The sequence below is a fragment of the Azospirillum sp. P4_B5 genome, from assembly GCF_056402275.1.
In genome coordinates this window covers 259,919-282,079 of the sequence record NZ_JBFUHT010000008.1, presented here as the reverse complement: position 1 = coordinate 282,079, position 22,161 = coordinate 259,919, and the positions used below count along the sequence as shown (strand labels likewise).

The window sequence follows — 22,161 nt, the reverse complement described above, 5'->3', positions numbered from 1 at the left end:
GACATTTTAGCACCGCGCTTCCCCCGCCTTCAAACCCGGCTTCAAATCCTTGGGGCATCGGAGTCCGTCACCGCGCCGTGAACCAGGCCAGCGGCGCCATCACCAACTCCGGGAACAGCACCAGCAGGAACAGCACGGCGGTCTGCGCCAGCAGGAACGGGCCGACGCCCCTCATCAGGTTCGACATCGACATGCGTCCGACGCCGCAGACCACGTTCAGCACCGTGCCGACCGGCGGGGTGATCAGGCCGATCGCGTTGTTCATGATGAAGAGGACGCCGAAGTAGACCGGGTCGATGCCCGCCTGCTTGACGATCGGCATCAGCACGGGGACCATCAGCAGGATGGTCGGCGCGAAGTCCAGCGCGGTGCCGACGATCAGCACGATGACCATCAGCGCGATCAACAGCAGCAGCCGGTTGTCCATCACCGGGGCCAGCAGATCGGCGAGCTGGGCCGGGATGTTGGACGCGGTGATCAGCCAGGCGGAGATGCCCGCCGCCGCCACCAGGAACATCACCACCGCCGTCGTCTTCGCCGCGGACAGCATCAGCCCGTACAGGTCGGCGATCTTCAGTTCGCGATAGATCACCAGCCCGACGAACATGGCGTAGACCGCCGCGACCACCGCCGCCTCGGTCGGCGTGAAGACGCCGGTCTTCAGCCCGCCGATGATGACCACCGGAAGCAGCATCGCCCAGAAGGCGTCGGCGGTCAGCCGCAGCCGCTCGCGCAGCGGCACCTTGGGCGGCGTGGTCAGGATCTCGCGCCGGGCCAGCCACCACCAGGTGATCAGCAGCGCCACGCCCATCATGATTCCCGGCACGATGCCGGCCAGGAACAGTTTGGTGATGGAAACCTGTCCGGCGACGCCGTACAGGATCATGCCGATCGACGGCGGAATAACCGGCGCGATGATGCCGCCCGCCGCGATCAGCCCGCCAGAGCGGTGGATGTCGTAGCCCGCCTGCCGCATCATCGGCAGCAGGATGGAGGCCAATGCCGCGGTGTCCGCCACCGCCGAGCCGGACAGCGAGGCCATGAGGATCGCCGCGAACACCGCGACGAAGCCCAGCCCGCCGCGCAGGTGCCCGACCCAGGCCATCGCCATGGCGATGATGCGCCGCGACATGCCGCCGGCGTTCATGAACTCGCCGGCCAGCATGAAGAAGGGCACGGCCAGCAGCGGAAAGCTGTTGGCGCCGTCCCACATGTTCTGCACGACGATCTGGGAGTCGAGCATCCCCATGAAGGCCATCAAAGCGAGGCCGGAGACGATCAGCGCGAAGGCGACGGGCAGCCCCAGCGCCATCGCGCCCAGCAGACTGCCGACGAAGATGAAGATGGTCACGGCGCCGTTTCCTTCAGCGTGTGCGGGCCTTTCAGCCGGTTCGGGTCCACCTCGCCCATGCCCTCCTCCTCGACCTGGATCAGCTCGTCGTCGCCGACCTTGCCGAGCGCCAGCCGGACCAGGTTCACGATGCACATCAGCCCGATCACCCCGCCGGTCAGGTAGGTGACGCCGAAGACCCAGATCATCGACAGGCCGGTCACCGGGGCGTGGTTCGTCGCGTTCAGATCGTGCTGGAGCAGCGTGCCCTGGACGATGACCGCGCAGCAGACCAGCATGATGACCTGATTGATCGCCCAGCAGACCTTCTTGCCGGCGCGCGGCAGCAGGCGGACCAGGGCGTCGACGCCGAAATGCGCGCCCTCACGGAAGCCGATCACGGCGCCGATGAAGGTCATCCACACGAACAGGAAGCGGGGAAGCTCCTCCGACACGTCGATGCCGCTGTTGAAGACGGCGCGCAGCACGACGTTGCCGAACACCATGACCAGCATCGCGGCGATGCACACCACCAGGATGCCGTCGAGGATTCTGAAGAAGAGGGTGCCGTTCCACATCACGGATCTCCGGCGGGGCGTCTCCAACCCGGTCACGCGCTGCGCGACCGCACGGTGTAGCGGGCGAGCTGGTCGGGATCGACCTCCACGCCCAGGCCCGGCCCACCGGGCACGGCGAGGCACCCGTCCGCCAGCGTGAAGTTGTCGATCAGCAGGTCGTCGCGCAGCGGGTTGTGGGTGCGGTCGAACTCCACCATCGGCTCGTTCTGCAGCGGCACGCCGAGCGCCGTGTAGGGAACCAGCGGCGCCGTCGCCAGCGCCTGGAGCGCCGCGGCCAGGGCGATGCCGGACCCCCAGATGTGCGGAACCGTCATCACGCCGTGGGCGGTGGTCAGGGCCAGGATCTTCTGCCATTCGGTGAAGCCGCCGGCGCAGCACAGGTCCGGCTGGGCGATGTCGATGCAGCCCCCGGCCAGCAATTCCCGGAAGCCGTAGCGGGTGTATTCGCACTCGCCGCCCGCGATGGGCACGTCGATGGAATCGCGCACGCGGCGGTAGCCCTCGCGGTCCTCCGGCGGCACCGGCTCCTCGAACCAGCGGACGTCGAACTGTTCCAACGCCCGCCCGATCCTGACGGCGCCCGCCGCGTTGTAGGCGTGGTTGGCGTCGACCATGATCAGGGTGTCCGGCCCCAGCACGTCGCGGACCAGCGCCACCCGCTCGATGTCCTGGGTGATCGGCAGCAGGCCGATCTTGATCTTGATCGCCGGCAGCCCGGCCTCGCGGTAGCGCTGCGCCTCCTCGGCCAGCGCCGCCATCATGCGCGGCGTGTCGCGGAAGTAATCCGGGTAGTAGCAGCCGGTGCCGTAGGCCGCGACCTTGTCGCGGAAGGCCCCGCCCATCAGCGCGTGCACCGGCCGGTTCAGCGACTTGCCCCACAGGTCCCACAGGGCGATGTCGATGGCGCTCAGCGCCTCGATGTAGGTGCCCTTCTGGCCGAAGTCGCGGCAGAAGGAATAGAGATCCTCGAAGACCCGCACCGGCTGGTCGGCGCGGCGGCCGATCAGCCGGGGGGCCAGCACGTCGATGATGCAGCTTTCCGGCGGTTCCGCCGGTCCGTACTGCCCGCCCTCGCCCCAGCCGACCAGACCGTCGTCGGTGGTGATGCGGACCAGCAGGCTGTTGCGCTCCGGGAAAGCCGCCTGGGAGGAATAGAAGGTCTTCGCGTTCAGCGGAGTCTTCAGGATGAAGGTGTCGATCTTTTTGATGAGCATCGGGGTTCCCATGGGGAGATCGGGCGTCGGACAGGCGCGCGAACCCGCGGGCGGCCTCGCGGCCCGCCCGCAGGTCACGGGGCGTGCGTTACGGGTTGGCCTTGCGGAGCTGGTCGAGTTCGGACTGCAGCAGGGTCATCGTGTCGGTGCCGATGGTCGCGGCATGCTTCTCGTAGACCGGCGCCACCTTCTGGAGCATGCGCTTGCGCTCCTCGGCGGACAACTCGTTCACCTGCATGCCGAGGTCCTTCAGGCGGGCCAGCGACTTTTCCGACTGCTCGCGGTTCACCCGGCGCTCCTCGGTGCGGGCCACCGCGGCGCAGGACTGGAGCACGTCCCGCTCGGCGGACGACAGGCCGTCCCAGATCTTCTTGGAGAACAGGATCACCGCCGGCGTGTAGGCGTGGTTGGTGACCGACAGGTACTTCTGCGCCTCGTAGAACTTGCCGGTTTCGATGTTGGCGTAGGGGTTCTCCTGCCCATCGACCGCGCGGGTCTCCAGCGCCGTGAACAGCTCGCTGAAGGCCATCGGGACGGCGTTGGCGCCCAGCGTGGAGAAGGTGTCCATGAACACCGGATTCTGCATCACGCGGATCTTGGTGCCGCCCAGATCCTCCCATTTCTGAATGGGCCGACGGGAGTTGGTCAGATTGCGGAACCCATTCTCCCAATAAGCCAGATTGACCAGCCCGACACCCAAGAGCTTCTCGGACAGCTGCTGGCCGACGGCGCCGTCGAGGATGCGGTCGGCCTCCTTCTCGTTCTCGAACAGGAAGGGCAGGTCGAAGACGCCCATGGCCGGCACCAGCGAGGCGAGCGGCGAGGTGGAGGCCACCACCATGTCCAGCGAGCCGCCGCGCACATGCTGCACGGCTTGCACATCGCTGCCCAGCGAGGCGTTCCAGAAGCTCTGGATCTTCATCTTCCCGCCGGACTTCTCGGCCGCGCAGGCGGTCAGCGCCGAAACCCCGCTGGCGAAGGGGTGATCCTGCGCGACGGCGGCCGAGAGGCGCATGGCGCGCTCCGCGGTCTGTGCCTTGGCCGGGACACCGGCGAACAGCGCCGCCACGGCGACCGTCAGGACGATGGAGAGTTTATCGACGTTCATAGGGGCGCTCCTCCGATCCGCATTTTCCAGGGCACCGGTTCTGTGCCGGTCCCGAAAGGTTGATGACGCGCACAATGCCTGATGCATCAGGCATTAGCAAGGTCGTTCGCATGCGAAATCGAACCGCTGGATTACCGGCGGTGGGCGTGATCGGTGCGGCGGCACGAACAGGGCAACGTTCGATGAGCGGGAGCGCCGATGTGGTGTGAGGATGATCAAGGCAGGAGGTCGGCGTCCTCCTGCGGCACGGTGCCGTTTCGTTCCGGCGTCAGGGCGCCGCACCATCCTCCGCCGCGGCAAGCGCCGACTCCGAGTCCACCGCGGCGTATCGGAAGCGGTGAGCGTCTTTCCCGGTGCCGTCCAGCAGGGCCAAGCCGCTGTCCATGTCCCGCTCCCCGGCGGCCCAGCGGTCCGCGATGGATGATGGCGAGAAATCGAAGCCCTTGGCCGCAAGCTCGTGGCTCGCCGCCTGATAGGCCATGTGGATCAGCGTGGCGGAGGCTCCCTTCGGTTCGATCCTCTCGCGCAGTTCGAACTCCCGCCGCAGCGCCTGCACGCTCCGGCGGGCGTGGCTGGCGAACAGCAGGTCGTTGGTGCGCTCCAGGACGGCATCCAGCGAGGCGGGGCGGGCGCTGCGCAGGCTGAAAAGCTCGACCGCGAAGCAGACCATGTCCCGGTCGAGCGGTTCGGTGAAGGGCAGATCGAGCGGCAGATTGTTGGTGTAGCCGGGGTCGCAGAACAGGCGGCCACCGATCTCCATCGGTGGAAAGGCCGGGGTGATGGCGGCGCTCGCCATGATGTGCTCGGGCCGGATCTCGTCCCGGCTGTTGTCGAAATAAACCTCGTCTCCGGTCTCGATGTCGACGCAGCCGGCGGAAAAGCGAACCTCGGCGCGGTTGAGCAGATCGAAGTCGATCAGGCGCTCAAGAGTGTCCCGCAACGGCGACTGATCGTAGAGCGCCACGTCGTTGGGCACCCAGGGGAGCACCGACCACAAGCCGGGGAAGCGGTGCCGGAAGATGCTCGGCCGTCCGAAGAGCGTGGCCATGATGGCATGGGCGCCGTTGTAGACCTGCCGGGCTTTGGCAGGGCTGTGGGGCAGCAGCCCGGAGGTGTTGAGGGTCGCCCCCCGCCAGAACTGGTGAAGGCGTTCGAGGCGCCGCTCGGGAGGATTCCCGGCCAGGATCGCTCCGGTGATCGCGCCGATGGAGGCGCCGATGATCCAGTCCGGTTGAACGCCGCGGCTGTGCAAGTGTTCGTAGGCTCCGGCGTGGTAGGCGCCGAGCGCGTTGCCGCCGCCGAGCACGAGCACGATCCGAGGGCGTTCATGGGACGGGCGGGATGACAGAGCGTCGACGGCATTCGGTCCTGAACCGGAAACCGCGGATCGAGACATCGGCATCATCCTTCCGTTGGCCGTTCGCATTCATCGGGATCTCGCACTTGCGAAATGGCCGCTCCGACAACGTCCAGCAAGCCCTGAGACTCTTTCCCTTCGGGATTCCATGGAATGAGCCGCGCCGGGTTTGCCGGCGACTGGCCCGCGTGCCTGAGGATTGGCGCGGTCCCGCCGTCAGAGCGCCGATGGACAAATCCTGCTTCAGCAACCTGAAAAACCTTCTTGACCCTGTAGTGACTCCAGGGTGCAGGATGGCGCACGACAGGCCGCCGCGTGTTCGTCCCCACCGCGGCCCCTCATATCGCCGGTCGGAGTGGATCATGCAGGACGAGACGATGGAGGCCGCCCCGCCAGTCACCGGGCAGGCCTTGCGCTACAAGGTGGCGGGGATGGATTGCCCGAGCTGCGTCGGCAAGATCGAAACCGCGTTGCAGCGTCTGCCGGGGGCGTCCGGAGTCGGGCTCAACCACCATTCGCAGATTTTGCGGCTGACGCTGGACGAGGCGGCGACGCCGCGCGCGACGGTCGAGGCGACGATCCGCGGGCTTGGGTTCGGGGTGGAGCCCGCCGACACGATCCATGTCGCCGAAAGCGGTGCGGCGTTCGACACCGCCATCGGGACGGAACCGCCCTGGTGGCAGACCGGCCGGGGCCGGATCGTCATCCTGATCGGACTGCTGGTCGGGGGCGGCTCCCTGTTGTCCTGGCTGGCGCCGGGCGTGGCGGATTATGCGCCGATGCCCGCCGCCCTGGTCGGGCTGGCCGTCTTCGGGCGCCGCGCCGTCCGGCTCGCCCGCTCCGGCTCACCCTTCAGCATCGAGATGCTGATGTCGGTGGCGACCTTGGGCGCGCTCGCCATCGGGGAGGCGGAGGAGGCCGCGGTGGTCGTCCTTCTCTTCGCCATCGGCGAGCTGCTGGAGGGTGTCGCCGCCGGAACCGCCCGGTCGGGCATCCGGGCGCTGTCGGCGCTGGTCCCGCGGACGGCGCTGCTGATCGAGGGGGAGAGCGCCCGCGCGGTGCCGGTGGAGCGGCTGGAGGTCGGGCAGCTCGTTCTTGTCCGGCCCGGCGACCGCGTGTCCGCCGACGGCGTGGTGGAGGAGGGCGAGTCCGACATCGACGAATCCCCGGTGACCGGCGAGTCCGTGCCGGTCGCCAAATCCGTGGGCTCCCCGGTCTTCGCCGGCGGCATCAACGCCACGGGGGTGCTGCGGGTCCGCGTCACCCGCAAGGCGTCGGACAACACCATCGCCCGCATCGTCCGACTCGTCGAGGAGGCGCAGGCCGCGAAGTCCCCCACTGCCCGCTGGATCGAGCGGTTCAGCGCCCGCTACACGCCCGCCGTCATCGCCACGTCGGTCCTGACCGTCCTGGTGCCGCCGCTGGGCTTCGGCGGGGACTGGCACAGCTGGATCTACCGCGGTCTGGCGCTGCTGCTGATCGGCTGCCCCTGCGCGCTGGTCCTGTCCACCCCGGCGGCCATCGCCTCCGGGATCGCCGCGGGCGCCCGGCGCGGTCTGCTCATCAAGGGCGGCGCCGCGCTGGAGGCGATCGGCAAGGTGCGGACCATCGCCTTCGACAAGACCGGCACGCTGACCCTCGGGCAGCCGCGCGTCACCGACATCGTCCCGCTCGACGGCAGCGAGCGCACGCTGCTCGGCCTCGCCGCCACCGTCGAGAACGGCTCGGCCCACCCGCTGGCCCGCGCCATCCTGGAGCGCGCGGCGGCGGACGGCGTGCCGCTGCGCCCGGCCCGCGACCGCAAGGCCGTTCCGGGGCGGGCGGTGCAGGCCGTGGTCGGCGGGCGCCTGATCGAGGTCGGTTCCCCCCGTTACGCCGTCGAACGGGACAGTGCCGGAGCCTTGCCCGCCGACACCGTCGCCGCCTTCGAGGAGGAGGGCAAGACGGTCGCCGTGGTCCTGGCGGACGGACGGCCCGTCGGCCTTCTGGCGCTCCGCGACGAGCCGCGGCCCGACGCCGCCCGGGGCATCGCCGCCCTGCGCGGGCTTGGCGTGCGCAGCGTCATGCTGACCGGCGACAACCGCCGCACCGGACAGGCGGTCGCCCGGACGCTGGGCCTTGAGGTCGAGGCCGAGCTGCTGCCGGAGGACAAGCTGCGCGCGATCGACGGCCTGAAGGGGCAGGGGACAGTCGCGATGATCGGCGACGGCATCAACGACGGCCCGGCCCTGGCCGCCGCCGACGTCGGAATCGCCATGGGCGGCGGCACCGACGTCGCGCTGGAGACCGCCGACGCCGCCCTGCTGGGCAACCGGGTCGAAGGGGTGGCCGAACTGGTCACCTTGTCGCGGGCGACTTTGGCGAACATCCATCAGAACGTCGCCTTCGCCCTCGGCCTGAAAGCGGTTTTCCTGGTGACGACCCTGTTCGGCATCACCGACCTGTGGCTGGCCATCCTGGCGGACACCGGAGCCACCATCAGCGTCACGCTCAACGCGCTGCGCCTGCTTCGCCGCAAGGGCGGACACCTTCCGGCTTCGCAGCCGGTCTTTGGAAGGAAGGAATCATGAAGACGACATGGACGGCTCCGTCCGCCGGCCTGAGACTGGCGGGCGCCATCGGCGCCATCGTCCTGGTCCTCGACCAGTTCACCAAATGGGCGGCGCTGGAGCATCTCCTGGCGCCGCCGCGGCTGATCGAGGTGGCGCCCTTCCTGAATCTGGTGCTCGGTTTCAACACCGGCGTCAGTTTCGGGCTTCTGGAGAACGACAGCGCCTACGGACCCTGGCTGCTCTCCGGAGCCGCGCTGCTCGTCGTCGGGGTTCTGGTGGTGTGGGCGGCCCGCTCGAACAGCCGCGCCGAGGCGGCGAGCTTTGGCGCGATCACGGGCGGTGCGGTGGGCAACGTCGTGGATCGCCTGCGCCAGGGCGCCGTCACCGACTTCATCGACCTCCATGCCTTCGGGTGGCACTGGCCGACCTTCAACGTCGCCGACATCGGGATCACCGGCGGCGTCGGGCTGCTGCTGATCTCCGGGCTGTGGCCGCGACAGACCGACAAGCAGTTCTGAGCGCAAGACTCCCCTGTGGACAGCGAGGAGAAAACGACCATGACCGCCCATCCATTCAACCGCCGCCAAGCGATGACGCTGCTCGGTGCCTTCGGCCTGTTGGGCGGCGCGTCCATGGCCCTGGCGCAATCCCCGGCCACCGCACCGGCTCCGGAAGTCCCCGCGACGGCGACGACCCCGCGAGTCCTGGGGAACCCCGACGCTCCGGTCGAGGTCGTCGAATACGCGTCCCTCACCTGCCACCACTGCGCCACCTTCCACAACGAGGTGCTGCCCCAGGTGAAGAAGGAGCTGATCGACACCGGCAAGATCCGCATCGTCTACCGGGATTTCCCGCTGGACCGGGCGGCTCTCGATGCCGCCGTCCTGGCCCGCTGCGTGCCGCCCGGACGGTACTTCGCCATCCTGTCGGTGCTGTTCGCCAAACAGGACGACTGGTCCCACGCCAAGGACCCGCGCGAAAGCCTGACCCGCTACGGCCAGCTGGCCGGCTTGCCGAAGGAGACCTACCAGGCGTGCCTGGACGATCAGGCCCTCAGCGATGCCATCCTCCACTCGCGCCTCGACGGTGCGGAGAAGCACCAGATCGATTCGACCCCGTCCTTCGTGATCGACGGCAAGACGCACAAGGGGGTGCTGAGCTACGAGGCGTTCCTGAACGCCGTGCGGCCGCTCCTCCCGCCCTCCTGATGACCCGGCGCAGCGCCCGCTTCAACGGTTCCACGGACTGACACACGGCATCGGACTGAACACATGGCACATCATCACAGTCACGATCATGGGCACGATCATGGGCACGGTCACACGCATGGCCACGGACATGGCGAAGCGGGCCACAGCCACGACATGCCGACGGTGACCGAACGCAGCGAGCGCAAGGTCTTCTGGGTGATGCTGCTGACCGGCGGCTTCATGCTGGCCGAGGTGGTGGGCGGCATCGTTTCGGGCTCGCTGGCGCTGCTCGCCGACGCCGGGCACATGCTGACCGACTTCGCGGCGCTGGCGCTCGCCTGGTTCGCCTTCCGCCTGGGCCGCCGCCCGGCCGACCCGCTGCGCTCCTACGGCTACCACCGCTTCCAGGTGGTGGCCGCCTACACCAACGGGGTCAGCCTGTTCGCCATCGCTCTGTGGATCGTCGTCGAGGCGGTCGGGCGCCTCTTCGATCCGGTCGAGGTGATGGGACCCCAGATGCTGGTCATCGCCACGCTGGGGCTGCTGGTCAACATCCTCGCCTTCTGGATCCTGAGCCGCGGCGGGGACGGGAACCTCAACGTCCGCGGGGCCGCCGTCCATGTCCTCGGCGATCTTCTCGGCTCGGTCGGCGCCATCGCCGCCGCTCTGATCATCCTGTGGACCGGCTGGATGCCGATCGACCCGATCCTGTCGGTGGTGGTCGCCCTGCTCATCCTGCGCAGCGCCTGGAGGATCACCAAGGAGGCCGGGCACATCCTCCTCGAAGGCACCCCGCCGGGCATCGACGCGGCCAGCGTCGGCGCCGCCCTGGGCGAGGTCGCCGGGGTGTCGGACGTCCACCATGTCCATGTCTGGTCGCTCAACACGGAGCGTCTCCTGCTGACCCTGCACGCGGTCGTCGAGGACGGCGCCGACCGGAACCGGGTGCTGCGCGACGTCAACCGGGTTCTGGAGGAACGGTTCGGCATCCGGCACGCCACGGTGCAGCTGGAGCACGGCGGCTGCGCCCACGCCGACCAGGGGCATCGGTAACGCGGCTACCGCGGATAGCCGGCGAACTTGTTGACGGAGATCGAGGTCGCCGCCACCTGCACGTGCCGGGCGAGTTCCTGCTCGGCCGACTCCGGCGTCCAGCGGGTGGTGGGGACGGAGATGTTCAGGCCGGCGACCGCGTGCCCATGCTCGTCGGTGATGGCGGCGGCGACCGAGATGTCGCCCATCACCGTCTCGTTGGTCACCACGGCGTAGCCTTTTTCCGCCGCCTCCTGCACGCGGGCGCGCAGCCGGCCGGGGTCGTTCACGGTGAAGGGGGTGAGCGGGCGGAGATCGGTGCGGGCCAGGATCTCCTCCTGCTCCTCCTCCGACAGGCGCGACAGGATGGCGGTGCCCGAGGCGGTGAAGTAGGCGGGCAGCCGGCTGCCGACCATGATGTCGATGTTCACCAGATGCCGGCCGGGGAAGCGGGCGACGAAGACGATCTCGTGGCCGTCCAGCTCCTGGAGGTTGGCGGTCTCGCCGACGCTGCGGCTGATGTCCAGCAGGTAGGGCGACGCCTTCTCTATCAGTTCGTTCGCCCGCAGGTAATTGTAGGAGAACTGGAGCAGCTTCGGGCTGAGCGCGTAGTTGCGCGTGCCGTGGACGCGCCGCAGATAGCCCAGCGTCTCCAGCGTGTAGACCAGCCGCTGGGCGGCGCTGCGGTCCAGCCCCGCCGCCTTGGCGATCTCGGACAGCGGCATCTGCCGGTGCGGGCCGTCGAAGGCGTGCAGGATCTGGAAGGTCTTTTCGGTCGAGCCGACGAACAGCGACGACGCGCGCGGGTCGGCCTTCGGCTTCACGGCCGGCGCGGTGTCGGTCTGTTGGGCGTCGCCGCCCGCCGTGCCGTCCGCCATGCCGCCCGTTCTGGTGGTCTTTCCGGCCTTCATCGGTGCTCGTCCTCGCGTCGTCGGCATGGTTCGCCTACGCATAGCATCCGGCGCGCCGGATGCCACGCGCAAGCGTTGCCACCGGTCAGGCCACCGCAGCGGCCGGCAGCCCTTCATAGGTGGTCAGAAGGCGCGACAGTTCGCTTTTCAGTGCCTCGCGCAGCTCCGGCCGCGGTTCGCGCAGCGGCGGCAGCATCGCCGGGGCGTTCACGCCGATCAGGCCCATCACCGACTTCATCGGGCCGGGGTTGGTCTCGGCGAAGGCGAGGTTCATCATCGGGATGAGGGTGCGGTGGACCTCCAGCGCCTCGGCGGTCTTGCCGGACGCGGCGAGGTCGAAGACCAGGCGCCAGGCGCGCGGCAGGAGGTTGGCGGTGACCACGATGCCGCCCTTGGCCCCGGCGGCCACATGCAGCGGGAACAGCGTGTCCTCGCCGCTCAGCATGGCGAAGGACGGGTCCAGCCCGGCCATGGTGCGCAGGAAGTGGTACATGTCGGTGTTGCAGGCCTTCATGCCGACGATCCGTTCGTGGCGCGACAACTCGTGCAGGACCTCCGGATCGACGGCGATGCGGGTGCGGTAGGGGATCTCGTAGATCAGGATCGGCACCGGTGACTCGTCGGCGTAGCGCAGGAAGTAGTCGCGGATGCCGGCCTGGGTCGGGTTGGTGTAGTAGGGCGTCAGGACCAGCAGGCCGTCCACGCCGGCCGCCGCGAAATCGCGGCCCGCGGCCAGGGCGTCGTGATAGCCGGTGTCGAGGACGCCGGCGATGACCGGCTTCGTGCCCGCCATCGCCTCGACCGTCAGCGCGGCGAAGCGGTTGCGCTCGGCCCGTGCCAGCGCGCCGTACTCGCCGGTGCCGCCCAGCGGAACCACCCCGTCGATCCCCTGGCGGTTCAGCCAGGAGAACAGCGCCTTCGAGGCCGCGACGTCGATGGTGCCGTCGGCGGTCACCGGCGTCGGGGTGGCGGGCAGAATGCCGCGGAGTTTGGTGGCGTCGAGCATGATGTATCCTTGGAAGTGCGAAGAGGTGGAGCGTCGGTTCCGGTGCGGATCAGGAGGCCAGGCTGCGCCGGCGCAGCCGGTCCGCGGCGTAGATCAGCACCGCGACGAAGACGAGGAGTCCGGTCGACACCGCCGCGATGACGGGGGAGACCTGGAGCGTCACCTCGTCCCAGAACTGCTTGGGCAGGGTGGCGCTGAGACCGCCCGACGAGAACAGCGAGATGGTCAGCTCGTCGAAGGAGGTGGCGAAGGCGAACAGGAAGGACGACAGCATGCCGGCCCCCAGGATCGGAAAGGTGACGTGGCGCAGCGCGGCCAGCGGACGGGCGCCAAGGCTCTGCGCCGCGAGGTCGAGCCGGGTGTCGTAGTTGCGCAACACCGCCGTCATCGTCATCACCACATAGGGGACGGCGACGACCGTGTGGCCGATCACCAGACCCAGGATGGTGCCGACCAGCCCCATCTGGGCGAACAGGTAGAACATGCCGACGGCGATGATCATGCGCGGCACGATCACCGGCGACAGGATGAAGGCCAGCATCGCGCCCTTGCCCCGCATCCGGCTGCGCACCATCAGGAAGGCCGCCGGCACGCCGATCGCCATCGACAGCAGGCCGGTGCCGAAGGCCACCACCAGCGAACGGGTCAGCGCCTGCATCCACAGCGGCGACTGGAAGAGCTGCTCGTACCATTGCAGCGAGAAGCCGGTGGGCGGCCAGGCCAGACCGGCCTTGCCGAAGGACAGCGGGATCATCAGGAAGGCCGGCAGGCTGACCAGCACCAGCATCGTCCACACCAGCGTCCGCAGGCCGGCCGACGGCATCTCGCCGGTGCCGCGCGGGCGGCGGCGCGGGAACAGGCCGAGCAGGGCGTCGCTCGCGGCACCGAGCAGCCCGAGCACCCGGCCGCCCAGCCGCCGCATGGCGGTGTCGCGGTTGTGCGCAGTCCCCGCGGTCTCGCCGGTCAGCGTCGCGAAGCCGAAGACGCGGTCGTAGAGCACGAACACCGCCAGCACCACCGTCAGCAGCAGCACCGAGATGGCCCCGGCGAGGCCCCAGTTCAGCGTCTGCTGGATCTGGTCGATGATGAGCTGGGTGATCATCGTCTCGCGCCGCCCGCCGAGCAGGGCCGGCACGATGAAGAAGCCGATGGCCGACACGAAGACCATGATCGCCGCGGCGGCGACGCCGGGCAGTGACAGTGGGAAATAGACGGTCCAGAAGGCGGTGCCGGGACGCGCGCCGAGCGTGCTGGCGGCGCGGGGCAGGGTGCGGTCGATGTTTTCCATCACCGCCAGCATGGTCATCACCGCCAGCGGCAGCATGGCGTGCACCATGCCGACCAGCACGGAGCCGAAGCCGTAGAGCAGGTCGATCGGCCGGTCGATGATGCCCAGCGACATCAGCGTGCCGTTGATGACGCCGTTGCGGCCGAGGATGATGACCCAGGCGAAGGCGCGCACCAGGAAGCTGGTCCAGAAGGCCAGCAGCACCCAGAAGATCAGACGGCTCTTCGCCGGCCCCTTGGTGACGGAGATCAGGTAGGCGATGGGGTAGGCGCCGGCCACCGAGACCAGCGTCGTCGCCAGCGAGATCTTCAGCGTGATCCACAGCACGGTGACGTAGAGGCTGGACGAGAAGAGCTGCTGGTAGGGCGCCAGCGTGAAGCCCTGCCCGTTGTAGACGCTGAGCGCCAGGAGCTGGCCGACCGGGAAGACCAGGAAGACGGTGAGGAGCAGGACGATGGGCGCGCCCATCAGCACCGGCTTGCGCCAAGCCGGCGGGGCGCCGCGCCGTGGAGCGGCGTGGGTCATGGTCATGATCTGGTCGCTCATGTCAGGCCGCCTTGGCCGTGGTTGCGGGCATGGCGGCCGGGCCGCGGTCCGCGATCACCACGGCGTCGCGGCTGTCCCAGGACAGCCCCAGCACGTCGTCGATGCGGATCGCCTCGGCCTCGTTGCGGGTGGCGAAGGCGGCGACCAGCGGCGGCAGGGCGTCGTCGAGCGGCTGCATGTAGACCTTGGTCAGGCTGCCGGTGACCATCACGTCGGACACCCGGCCCATCACGCCCGAAGCATTGTTGTCCGACGAACGGGTGATGGTCAGGTTCTGCGGACGCACCATCACCCGCACCGGTGAACCCGGCGGCAGGTCCTGGCCGTTGGCCAGCGCGCGGCCGGGAATGCCGGCGCTGCCCAGCCGGATCTCCGCCTCGTCGCCCAGCCGCGGCCCCAGCACCGCCGGCAGCAGGTTTGATTCGCCGAGGAAGTCGGCGACGAACAGCGTGCGCGGGCGGAAATAGAGGTCGGCCGGCGTGCCCAGCTGCTCGATGCGTCCGGAATTCATCAGGCAGATGCGATCGGACATCGTCATCGCCTCTTCCTGGTCGTGGGTGACGTAGACGACCGTCGTTCCCAGCTCGCGGTGCAGATGCTTGATCTCAAGCTGCATATGCTCGCGCAGCTTCTTGTCCAAGGCGCCCAGCGGCTCGTCCATCAGGATGATCGACGGCTTGTAGACCATGCAGCGGGCCAGCGCGACGCGCTGCTGCTGGCCGCCCGACAGCTCGCGCGGGTAGCGCCCGGCGATGTGCGGCAGGTGGACCATCTCCAGCGCCTCGCGCGCGCGCTTCTTCGCCTCGGCCTCCGGGATCTTCCGCATCTTCAGCGGGAAGGCGATGTTCTCGGCGATCGTCATGTGCGGGAACAGGGCGTAGTTCTGGAACACCACGCCGATGTCGCGCTCGTAGGGCGGGGCGTAGGTCACATCCTGCGCGCCGATGCGCACGATTCCTTCGTCGGGCGGAACCAGCCCGGCGAGCAGACTGAGCAGCGTCGTCTTGCCCGAGCCCGAGGGGCCGAGCAGGGTCAGGAATTCACCGTCGGCGACCACGAGATCCGTGGGGGCGAGCGCCACGAAATCGCCGTAGCGCTTGGCGAGGCCCTGGACGGTTAGGCTGGACGACGACATGGCAGGTCTCCTCGCGTCGAAAGGGGAATGGGGAAAAATGCGGGAGCCCCGCGACCGGCCCCGCCAAACAGGAAGGAGGGCCGGTCGCGGGTCCTCAGTCGGGACGGAGCGTCCCGTCGCCTCAGCTCAGCAGCCAGGCGTTGTAGCGCTCGAGCGCCTTCTGCTGGTTGTCCAGCCAGAACTGCGCGTTGATCTTGACGCCCTTCTCGATGTTCGCCGGGAAGGTCGGGCAGTTGGGGGCGATCGCCGGGTCGATGTGCTTGAAGGCGTCGGGCATGGTGACGCCGGCCGGGAAATACTTCACCAGCTCCGCCTGCCGCTTCGGATCGCAGGTGAACTTGATGAACTGGCGGCAGGCGTCGGCGTTCGGCGTGCCGGCCAGGATGGCCCAGTTGTCGAGGCCCCAGATGTTCTGGTCCCAGACGATGCCGACCGGAGCGCCGGCGGCGATCGCCGCCTGCGGGCGCGACACCCAGGTCGGGACGAGATCGACCTCGCCGGAGATCAGCATCTGCTCGACCTGCGCGCCGCTGGTCCAGAAGATCGGAATGTCCTTCTTGATCCGGTCCAGCGCCTTGAAGGCGCGGTCGAAGTCGCAGGGATAGACCTCGCCGGTGGGCACGCCGTCGGCCATCAGCGCCTGCTCGATGGTGTCGAAGGGGTGCTTGCGCAGGGCGCGGCGGCCGGCGACTCCGGCGACGTCGTAGAAGTCCTTCCAGGAGGCCGGCGCCTTGCGGCCCTTGAAGGCGTCGGTGCGGTAGGCCAGCACGGTGGTGTAGACGTTGGTGCCGACGCCGTATTCCGACATGTACTGTTTGGGAATGCCGGCGACCGCCGGATCGTTCTCCAGCCCGTGCTTCTCCAGCATCGGCTTGTCGCCGCTGGTCAGCATCAGGATGGCCGGCTCGCTGATCTTGGCCATGTCCCAGGTGTAGGACTTCGCCTCGACCATCGAGCGGATCTGCGCGGTCGGCTCGGCGTTGGCCTGGACGCCGACGACCTCGATGCCGGTGGCCGCGGTGAAGGGCTTGTAGAAGACCTCGCCATAGGCCTTGGTGTAGATGCCGCCGTCGTCGCGCACGACGATGCGCTTGTTCTGCGCGCGGGCCGGGCTCCAGATCGCCGGCATGGCGAGCGCCGCGGTGCCGGCGGCGCCGGCTTTCAGCAGGGTGCGGCGGGACCAGCCGGTTTGACGTGTGCTCATGTCGGAACTCCTCGAGGATGGGCCGGGGCGGCGGTTGGGGGGCGGAAAGACGGAGATGATCAGCCGGGCGGCAGGAGCCGTCCGGGATTGAGGATGTTCTGCGGGTCGAGCGCCCGCTTGACGGCGCGCATCAGCGCCAGCTCCGCCGGCGGCTTGTAGCGGGCCATCTCGGCGAGCTGGACGCGGCCGACCCCGTGTTCGGCGCTGAAGGTGCCCTTGAGCCGGGCGGCCTCGTCGTTGACGGCGTGGCGCAGCGCGGCGGCGAGCGCATCACGGTCGCCCGATGCGGCGGCCTCCCAGGCGTCGAAGCCGAAGAAGGGGATGAAGTGGACGTTGCCGTCGCCGAGATGGGCGACCACGATCACCGGCAGGTCGGGCACCAGCGCGCGCACCGCCGCGGTCGCCGCCGCGATGAAGGCGGGCACCGCCGACAGCGGCACCGCGCAGTCGGTGGTCAGGCCGACGCCGGCCTTCTTGTTGGCCTCCGACACGCTGTGGCGGATCTCCCACATGGCGTGGCGCTGCGCCTCGCTGGAAGCCAGCGCCGCGTCGCTCAGCAGGCCGTCGGCGAAGGCGTCCTCCAGGATCGCCTGCAGTTCGTCGTCGAGCGCCTCGCCGGAGCCGTTGTCCGACAGCTCGATCAGCACGTGCCAGTCGGCCTCGCTCTCGATCGGGCTACGGCGGCCGGGGACATGGCCGGCCACCAGATCGAGCTGCAGGCGGTTGATCATCTCGAAGGCGGACAGCCGCGCCGCGCTGCGCTCCTGCACGCGGGTCAGCAGGGTCAGCGCGTCCTCCGGCGACGCCATCCCGACCCAGGCCACCGCGTGGCGCGTCGGCAGAGGATGCAGCTTCAAGGTCGCCGCGGTGATGATGCCGAGCGTGCCTTCCGAACCGATGAACAGATGCTTCAGATCATAGCCGGTGTTGTTCTTGCGCAGGCCGTACAGGCCCGACCAGACGGTGCCGTCGGCCAGCACGACCTCCAGCCCCAGCACGTTCTCGCGGGTGTTGCCGTAGCGCAGGACCGAGGTGCCGCCGGCGTTGGTGGCGATGGTGCCGCCGATCTGGCAGGAGCCCTCGGCGCCCAGGCTGACCGGGTAGAGCCGCCCGGCGGCGGCGGCGGCCTCCTGGACGGTGGCGAGGACGCAGCCGGCCTCGACCTCCATGGTGTTGTTCACCGGGTCGATGGCGCGGACCGCGCGCATGCGGGTGAGGCTGAGGATGACCGGGGCGGGTCCAGTCTCCGACGGAACGGCGCCGCCGCACAGGCTGGTGTTGCCGCCCTGCGGCAGGACCGGCACGCCGTGCTTGGCGCAGCAGCGCACCACATCGGCCACCTGCCCGACGTTGGCGGGACGCGCGAGGCAGAGCGCCGATCCTCGATAACGCCCGCGCCAGTCCTCGGTGACGGCATCCAGATCGGAGGGGGCGGTCAGGACGGCGTCGACACCGATCAGGCTCGTCAGTTCAGCGATCACGTCCACGCGCGATCTCCTTGATCTGTCCATTATTCAATCGCTATGCGATTGCTTCAACTGGAATATGATAACTTGAGTTTTGTACTCCAACAAACCTCTTTTTGCGGAGCGTGCGAATTTTCGGCGCGCGGAAGCGTCGGTGCCGGGCACTGTCCGGTGCGGAGTGATGGGTGGATGGTCTTTTCACCGTCTTGAAATGGCGGTGAGCCGATGCGGTCCTTACGCCCAGGCCCGGCTGTCCCTGACCACCACGGCGAAGCGGTCGGCCAGGGCGGCGAGATTGGCGCGGTGCAGAATGTCGGCCGGGATCACGCCGCCGGACCCGTCGGGAAGGTCGCGGGTGGCGCTGGCCGTGTCCACGACCGTGGTCCGCCAGCCGAGGTCGAGGGCGGCGCGCACCGTGCTGCTGACGCACATGTGGGTCTGGAAGCCGGCGACGATTAACTCCTTGCGGCCGGTGGCGCGGATGAGGGCGTCGAGGTCGGTCCCGGCGAAGGCGTTGGGCAGGTGCTTCGCCACCACCGTCTCGCCGTCCAGCGGGATCAGCGGGGCGACGATGCCGGACAGCGGGCTTTCCGGGTTGAACAGGACGCTGCCGGGCTTGCCGTGGTGGACGATGTGAAAGACCGGGACACCGGCCTTGCGCGCCCGCTCCAGCAGACGCGCGGCCTCGGCCACCGCGGCTTCCATTCCGACCAGGGGAAGGGCGCCCTCGGTGTATTCGCGTTGGGCGTCGATCAGCACCAAAGCCGCGGAGTCGAGGGGGCTCGGTGTGGCGGGGGCTCCGGCGAGGGCGAGAAGGGTCTTCGGGGTGGCGCTCATGGCGAATGCGGCTCCGGATGAGAGGGTGCGGCGCCCACTGTGCTCTGTGTATTTTTGGACGGAAATTCGATAGGTTTGCACGATGACTGTTCATAAGCAGACAGCCACCCTGAACTGGGACGATCTGAGGGTTTTCCTGGAACTGGCCCGCACCGGCAGTTTGTCGGCGGCGGCGCGCGCGTTGCGGATCAGCCACGCGACGGTCGGACGCCGGGTTGCCGCGTTGGAGGAGGGGTTGGGATGCTGTCTGGTGGAACGGCGGGCCGATGGCTATAGCCTGACCTTGGACGGGGAGGCGGTCTTCGCGCTGGCCGACGGGATGGACGAGCGGGCGCTGGCCATTCTGCGTCAGGTCTCGAGCCGCGGCGGGCGGGAGGCCGGACTGACCGGCACCGTCCGGCTGACCACCACCCAGGCGCTGGCCGACCGTTTCCTGATGCCGCGGCTGGGGCCTTTCCGCGCCCGCCACCCTGGAATCGACCTGGAGGTGACGGTGGACAACCGCTCGCTCAGCCTCGCGCGGCGGGAAGCCGACATCGCCATCCGGCTCGCCCGCCCGCAGCGCGGCGACCTGATCGCGCGGCGGCTCGCCGCCATCCGTTATGGCCTGTTCGCGGTGGTGGGGGCGCCCGACGCGATGATCGGCTACGACGAGGCGCTGGCCGACCTGCCGGAAGCGGTCTGGCTGGCTCGCCACACGGCCGGCCGCCGCGTCGCCCTCCGTTCCAACAGCTTGCAGACCCAGCTTGCGGCTGCGAAGGCGGGTTTCGGGGTGGCCCTGCTGCCGTTCTGGCTGGTGGCGGGGGAGCCGAACTTGCGGCCGGTACCCTGCGCGGCACCGCCGCTGGAGCGCGAGGCGTGGCTGGTGCTGCACCCGGATTTGCGGGACGTGCCAAGGATCCGGGCGTTGATTGAGCATCTGGTCGCGCTGTTCGCCGCGGAGTTCGCCGCCGACCGCACGGCAACCGACTGAGGGGCCGCGGACATTCAGCGGATCGAGTCCTGAGCGCTGCCCAGGATCAGCCGGCCGGCAGTGCGAGGCAAGGCAGGGGGAGTTTTCGGCAGAAAGCCAGCCAAGGGCGAAGCGCGCTCTCGACGTCAAGCATAAAGCCTGTTCCCTATATGAAATTCTCTTTTTTATACAGATGAAAAGTGTTGTTGGCGGGTAAGCGGGTCGTCCTTCGCCGACATCCACGACCGCACTGGCAGCTGAGGGCATCATCATGAGCCACCCTGCCGTCACCGCTCACCCGGTTTCCCAGCGCTCGGGGCCGAGATCCGTGGAATCGACGTGTCGCAGCCGCTGGACGGTGCCACTGCGCGACGCGCTGGCCGGGCTGCCGGACCGTCATCTGGTGCTGGAGTTGCGTCCTCAGATCGCCGTGCCCGCCGGCGTCCGGCGCGTCATCCGCGGCGGGGCGGACGTTGCGTAAACTTCAATGTTCGGTGGACTCCAACATTCGGGTGACACTCGGCGGGTCTCAGCAGTGGAGCGAGGCTTCACCGTCCGTCGTGGGGAGGGGGCGTCAGACGTTTGACGCCGTCCAGGCGGTGCCGCCGTGCTGGGCGGGGCGCTGGCCCCCCGTTGCCACCGCGCGGCTGACGACCTCACCGTCGAGATTGACGAAGTATTTCGCGGTGCGCACGAGTTGCTCGGGCGTGAGGCCGTTGGCCCTCAGTTCCTCCCACATCCTCGCCATCTCGTGCTCCGGCCGGCCGAGGAAAGTATCGGTGATGCGATCCATCAGCTTCTGCTGGTCGGCCGTCACGTATGGCATATAGCCGCGGTCGTTGACGGGCAAGGCCATCTGAAACGCCGGCGGGTCCATCGTCCGGTTCCGCACGACCGTATCCCGCTGCCGCTTGTAGGCATCCAACTCCGTCTGCATTCGGGCGATCTCCTCGCGCTCGGCCGGATCGGCCGATGCCGGCGCTGCCGTGGGAGCCGTTGCGTCGGAAGCGCCTGTCGGTAGCAGGTCCGAGAAGCTGGGCGAGCCCGCGGATTGCCCGGCTCCCGACATCCGACTCCGATCCAAGACGACCGGATGGCCGGCGGACAGGGTATGACCAAGGACTTGCACGTTCCCCTCCACTGCGGTTTGCGGCTCTCGCCACATGCCGGTGGGAAAAGCAAAGGTTGTGCCATATTTGTGCCGCGCCGATGGAGGCATGCTCGGCGCCCATGACGCCGAAAAGCGCGGCTTTCGCTTGGCAGGCTCTGCCCATAGGCACAAATTGCCCGGGCCGCCGGGGCCATCCGGCGGCGGCTCATGACATCTGGCTCATGACATCTGATTGATGGCCTTGCGGAAGCGCGCCAGCGACAGGCTGAACAGGGCCACGCCGATCCCGATCAGCGCCAGGAATTGCGGCCAGACCACGTCGAGGCCGGCGCCGCGGTAGAGGATGGCCTGGGCCAGCGTGACGAAGTGCGTCGTCGGAGCGGCGAGCATCACGTCCTGAACGAGGGCGGGCATGCTCTCGCGCGGCGTCATGCCCCCCGACAGCATCTGCAGCGGCACCATCACCAGGATCATCAGCATGCCGAACTGCGGCATGCTGCGGGCCACCGTCCCCAGGAAGACGCCCATCGACGTGGTGGCGAACAGGTGCAGGGCGGCGCCGGCGAGGAACAGGGCGACGGAGCCGCCGATGGGAACCGCCAGCAGCCCCTGGACGACGAAGACCAGGGAGACGGCGCAGGCGACGAGCACGACCAGGGCCATCGACCAGATCTTGCCGACCATGATCTCGACGGGCGTGACCGGCATCACCAGCAGATGCTCGATGGTGCCGTGCTCGCGCTCCCGGATCAGGGCGGCGCCGGTCAGGATGATCGACAGCATCGTGACCTGGTTGATGACCTCGATCACCGATCCGAACCAGCCCTTGTTCATCCCGGGATTGAAGCGGACGCGCAGGGCGAGTTCGACCGGGAGGGACGGTTCTCCCCGGTAGCGTTGCACGAACGCGTTGACCTCCCCGCTGACGATCTGCTGGATGTAGCCGCTCCCCGAAAAGGCCTGGGTCATCCGGGTCGCATCGACGTTGAGTTGGATCGCCGGCCGGCGCCCGGCGAGGACGTCCCGCTGGAAGTCCGGAGGAATGTCGAGCGCGAAGGTGTCGAGCCCGGCATCCATGCGGGCGTCCATCTCGGCGGGCGTGATCAGCACCGGCGGCAGGAAATAGGGCGGGTAGAAGGCCCCGACGATGCGGGCCGACAGAGGCGAGCGGTCCTCGTCGACAATGGCGATCGCCGCCTTGTTGAGCGTCTCCGGTATGGCGGTCGCCGCCGTGTAGATCGCCAGCGTGAAGGAATAGACGATGAGGACCAGCAGCATCGGGTCGCGGGCGAGGCTGCGCAGTTCCTTGATGCCGAGGTTCAGGACGTTGGACGCCTGCATCGC

20 protein-coding genes are annotated in these 22,161 nt (G+C 68.7%); 6 read left to right on the top strand and 14 right to left on the bottom strand.

The genetic code is table 11. The features are described 5' to 3' along the window. Positions 1 to 67: 67 nt before the first annotated feature. The 5 genes from AC1DVI_RS09010 to AC1DVI_RS08990 form a co-directional block, all read right to left on the bottom strand. A complete protein-coding gene (locus AC1DVI_RS09010) occupies positions 68 to 1,351 on the bottom strand; it encodes a TRAP transporter large permease (RefSeq protein ID WP_476957667.1) in 1,284 nt (427 codons plus the stop codon). After that, positions 1,348 to 1,908: a TRAP transporter small permease gene (locus tag AC1DVI_RS09005; RefSeq protein ID WP_145704399.1), complete on the bottom strand. Its 561-nt coding sequence runs from the start codon at positions 1,906 to 1,908 to the stop codon at positions 1,348 to 1,350. The genes AC1DVI_RS09010 and AC1DVI_RS09005 overlap by 4 nt, the downstream gene beginning before the upstream one ends. 32 nt (positions 1,909 to 1,940) lie before the next feature. Further along, positions 1,941 to 3,122, bottom strand: coding sequence for a mandelate racemase/muconate lactonizing enzyme family protein (locus AC1DVI_RS09000; RefSeq protein WP_476957666.1), 1,182 nt, complete (start codon positions 3,120 to 3,122; stop codon positions 1,941 to 1,943). A gap of 88 nt (positions 3,123 to 3,210) precedes the next feature. Continuing rightward, positions 3,211 to 4,230: a TRAP transporter substrate-binding protein gene (locus AC1DVI_RS08995; protein ID WP_476957665.1), complete on the bottom strand. Its 1,020-nt coding sequence runs from the start codon at positions 4,228 to 4,230 to the stop codon at positions 3,211 to 3,213. Positions 4,231 to 4,498: 268 nt separating this feature from the next. Next, positions 4,499 to 5,542, bottom strand: coding sequence for a patatin-like phospholipase family protein (locus AC1DVI_RS08990; RefSeq protein ID WP_476957664.1), 1,044 nt, complete (start codon positions 5,540 to 5,542; stop codon positions 4,499 to 4,501). Positions 5,543 to 5,949: 407 nt separating this feature from the next. Between AC1DVI_RS08990 and AC1DVI_RS08985 the strand changes: the two genes are divergently transcribed. From AC1DVI_RS08985 to AC1DVI_RS08970, 4 genes are all read left to right on the top strand, one after another. Next, entirely contained in the window at positions 5,950 to 8,157 is a 2,208-nt protein-coding gene (locus AC1DVI_RS08985) for a heavy metal translocating P-type ATPase (RefSeq protein WP_476957663.1), read from the top strand. Next, positions 8,154 to 8,657 carry a signal peptidase II gene (gene lspA / locus AC1DVI_RS08980; RefSeq protein ID WP_476957662.1) on the top strand — a complete coding sequence of 168 codons (504 nt, stop codon included), beginning with the start codon at positions 8,154 to 8,156 and terminating at the stop codon, positions 8,655 to 8,657. The genes AC1DVI_RS08985 and lspA overlap by 4 nt, the downstream gene beginning before the upstream one ends. A 39-nt stretch (positions 8,658 to 8,696) precedes the next feature. Then, positions 8,697 to 9,347 carry a DsbA family protein gene (locus AC1DVI_RS08975; RefSeq protein WP_476957661.1) on the top strand — a complete coding sequence of 217 codons (651 nt, stop codon included), beginning with the start codon at positions 8,697 to 8,699 and terminating at the stop codon, positions 9,345 to 9,347. Between the two features lie 156 nt (positions 9,348 to 9,503). Then, entirely contained in the window at positions 9,504 to 10,382 is an 879-nt protein-coding gene (locus AC1DVI_RS08970; RefSeq protein ID WP_476957660.1) for a cation diffusion facilitator family transporter, read from the top strand. Between the two features lie 5 nt (positions 10,383 to 10,387). On the opposite strand, the gene AC1DVI_RS08965 is transcribed toward AC1DVI_RS08970, so the two are convergent. The 7 genes from AC1DVI_RS08965 to AC1DVI_RS08935 all read right to left on the bottom strand — a co-directional run bounded on the left by AC1DVI_RS08965 (position 10,388) and on the right by AC1DVI_RS08935 (position 18,754). Then, a complete protein-coding gene (locus tag AC1DVI_RS08965) occupies positions 10,388 to 11,272 on the bottom strand; it encodes an IclR family transcriptional regulator (RefSeq protein ID WP_476957659.1) in 885 nt (294 codons plus the stop codon). Positions 11,273 to 11,357: 85 nt separating this feature from the next. Beyond that, positions 11,358 to 12,278 carry a dihydrodipicolinate synthase family protein gene (locus tag AC1DVI_RS08960; RefSeq protein ID WP_476957658.1) on the bottom strand — a complete coding sequence of 307 codons (921 nt, stop codon included), beginning with the start codon at positions 12,276 to 12,278 and terminating at the stop codon, positions 11,358 to 11,360. Between the two features lie 49 nt (positions 12,279 to 12,327). After that, positions 12,328 to 14,112, bottom strand: coding sequence for an ABC transporter permease subunit (locus tag AC1DVI_RS08955; protein ID WP_476957657.1), 1,785 nt, complete (start codon positions 14,110 to 14,112; stop codon positions 12,328 to 12,330). A gap of 1 nt (position 14,113) precedes the next feature. Beyond that, positions 14,114 to 15,247, bottom strand: coding sequence for an ABC transporter ATP-binding protein (locus tag AC1DVI_RS08950; RefSeq protein ID WP_476957656.1), 1,134 nt, complete (start codon positions 15,245 to 15,247; stop codon positions 14,114 to 14,116). 121 nt (positions 15,248 to 15,368) lie between these two features. Beyond that, positions 15,369 to 16,451: an ABC transporter substrate-binding protein gene (locus AC1DVI_RS08945; RefSeq protein WP_476957655.1), complete on the bottom strand. Its 1,083-nt coding sequence runs from the start codon at positions 16,449 to 16,451 to the stop codon at positions 15,369 to 15,371. 59 nt (positions 16,452 to 16,510) lie between these two features. Next, positions 16,511 to 17,938 (bottom strand): FAD-binding oxidoreductase, encoded by a 1,428-nt coding sequence (locus AC1DVI_RS08940; RefSeq protein WP_476957654.1) that lies wholly within the window; start codon positions 17,936 to 17,938, stop codon positions 16,511 to 16,513. Positions 17,939 to 18,151: 213 nt separating this feature from the next. Further along, positions 18,152 to 18,754, bottom strand: a complete 603-nt coding sequence (locus AC1DVI_RS08935; RefSeq protein WP_476957653.1) for a cysteine hydrolase family protein — start codon at positions 18,752 to 18,754, stop codon at positions 18,152 to 18,154. A gap of 82 nt (positions 18,755 to 18,836) precedes the next feature. Between AC1DVI_RS08935 and AC1DVI_RS08930 the strand changes: the two genes are divergently transcribed. After that, on the top strand, positions 18,837 to 19,727 hold the full coding sequence (locus tag AC1DVI_RS08930) for a LysR family transcriptional regulator (protein WP_476957652.1): 891 nt from the start codon (positions 18,837 to 18,839) through the stop codon (positions 19,725 to 19,727). Between the two features lie 307 nt (positions 19,728 to 20,034). Next, positions 20,035 to 20,187 carry a hypothetical protein gene (locus tag AC1DVI_RS08925; protein ID WP_476957651.1) on the top strand — a complete coding sequence of 51 codons (153 nt, stop codon included), beginning with the start codon at positions 20,035 to 20,037 and terminating at the stop codon, positions 20,185 to 20,187. Between the two features lie 93 nt (positions 20,188 to 20,280). Here the strand turns inward: AC1DVI_RS08925 and AC1DVI_RS08920 are convergent, their stop codons facing one another. Both AC1DVI_RS08920 and AC1DVI_RS08915 read right to left on the bottom strand, forming a co-directional pair. Beyond that, complete coding sequence (locus AC1DVI_RS08920) at positions 20,281 to 20,643, bottom strand: hypothetical protein (RefSeq protein ID WP_476957650.1); 363 nt, start codon at positions 20,641 to 20,643, stop codon at positions 20,281 to 20,283. Positions 20,644 to 21,036: 393 nt separating this feature from the next. Further along, on the bottom strand, positions 21,037 to 22,158 hold the full coding sequence (locus AC1DVI_RS08915) for an ABC transporter permease (protein ID WP_476957649.1): 1,122 nt from the start codon (positions 22,156 to 22,158) through the stop codon (positions 21,037 to 21,039). Positions 22,159 to 22,161: the final 3 nt, after the last annotated feature.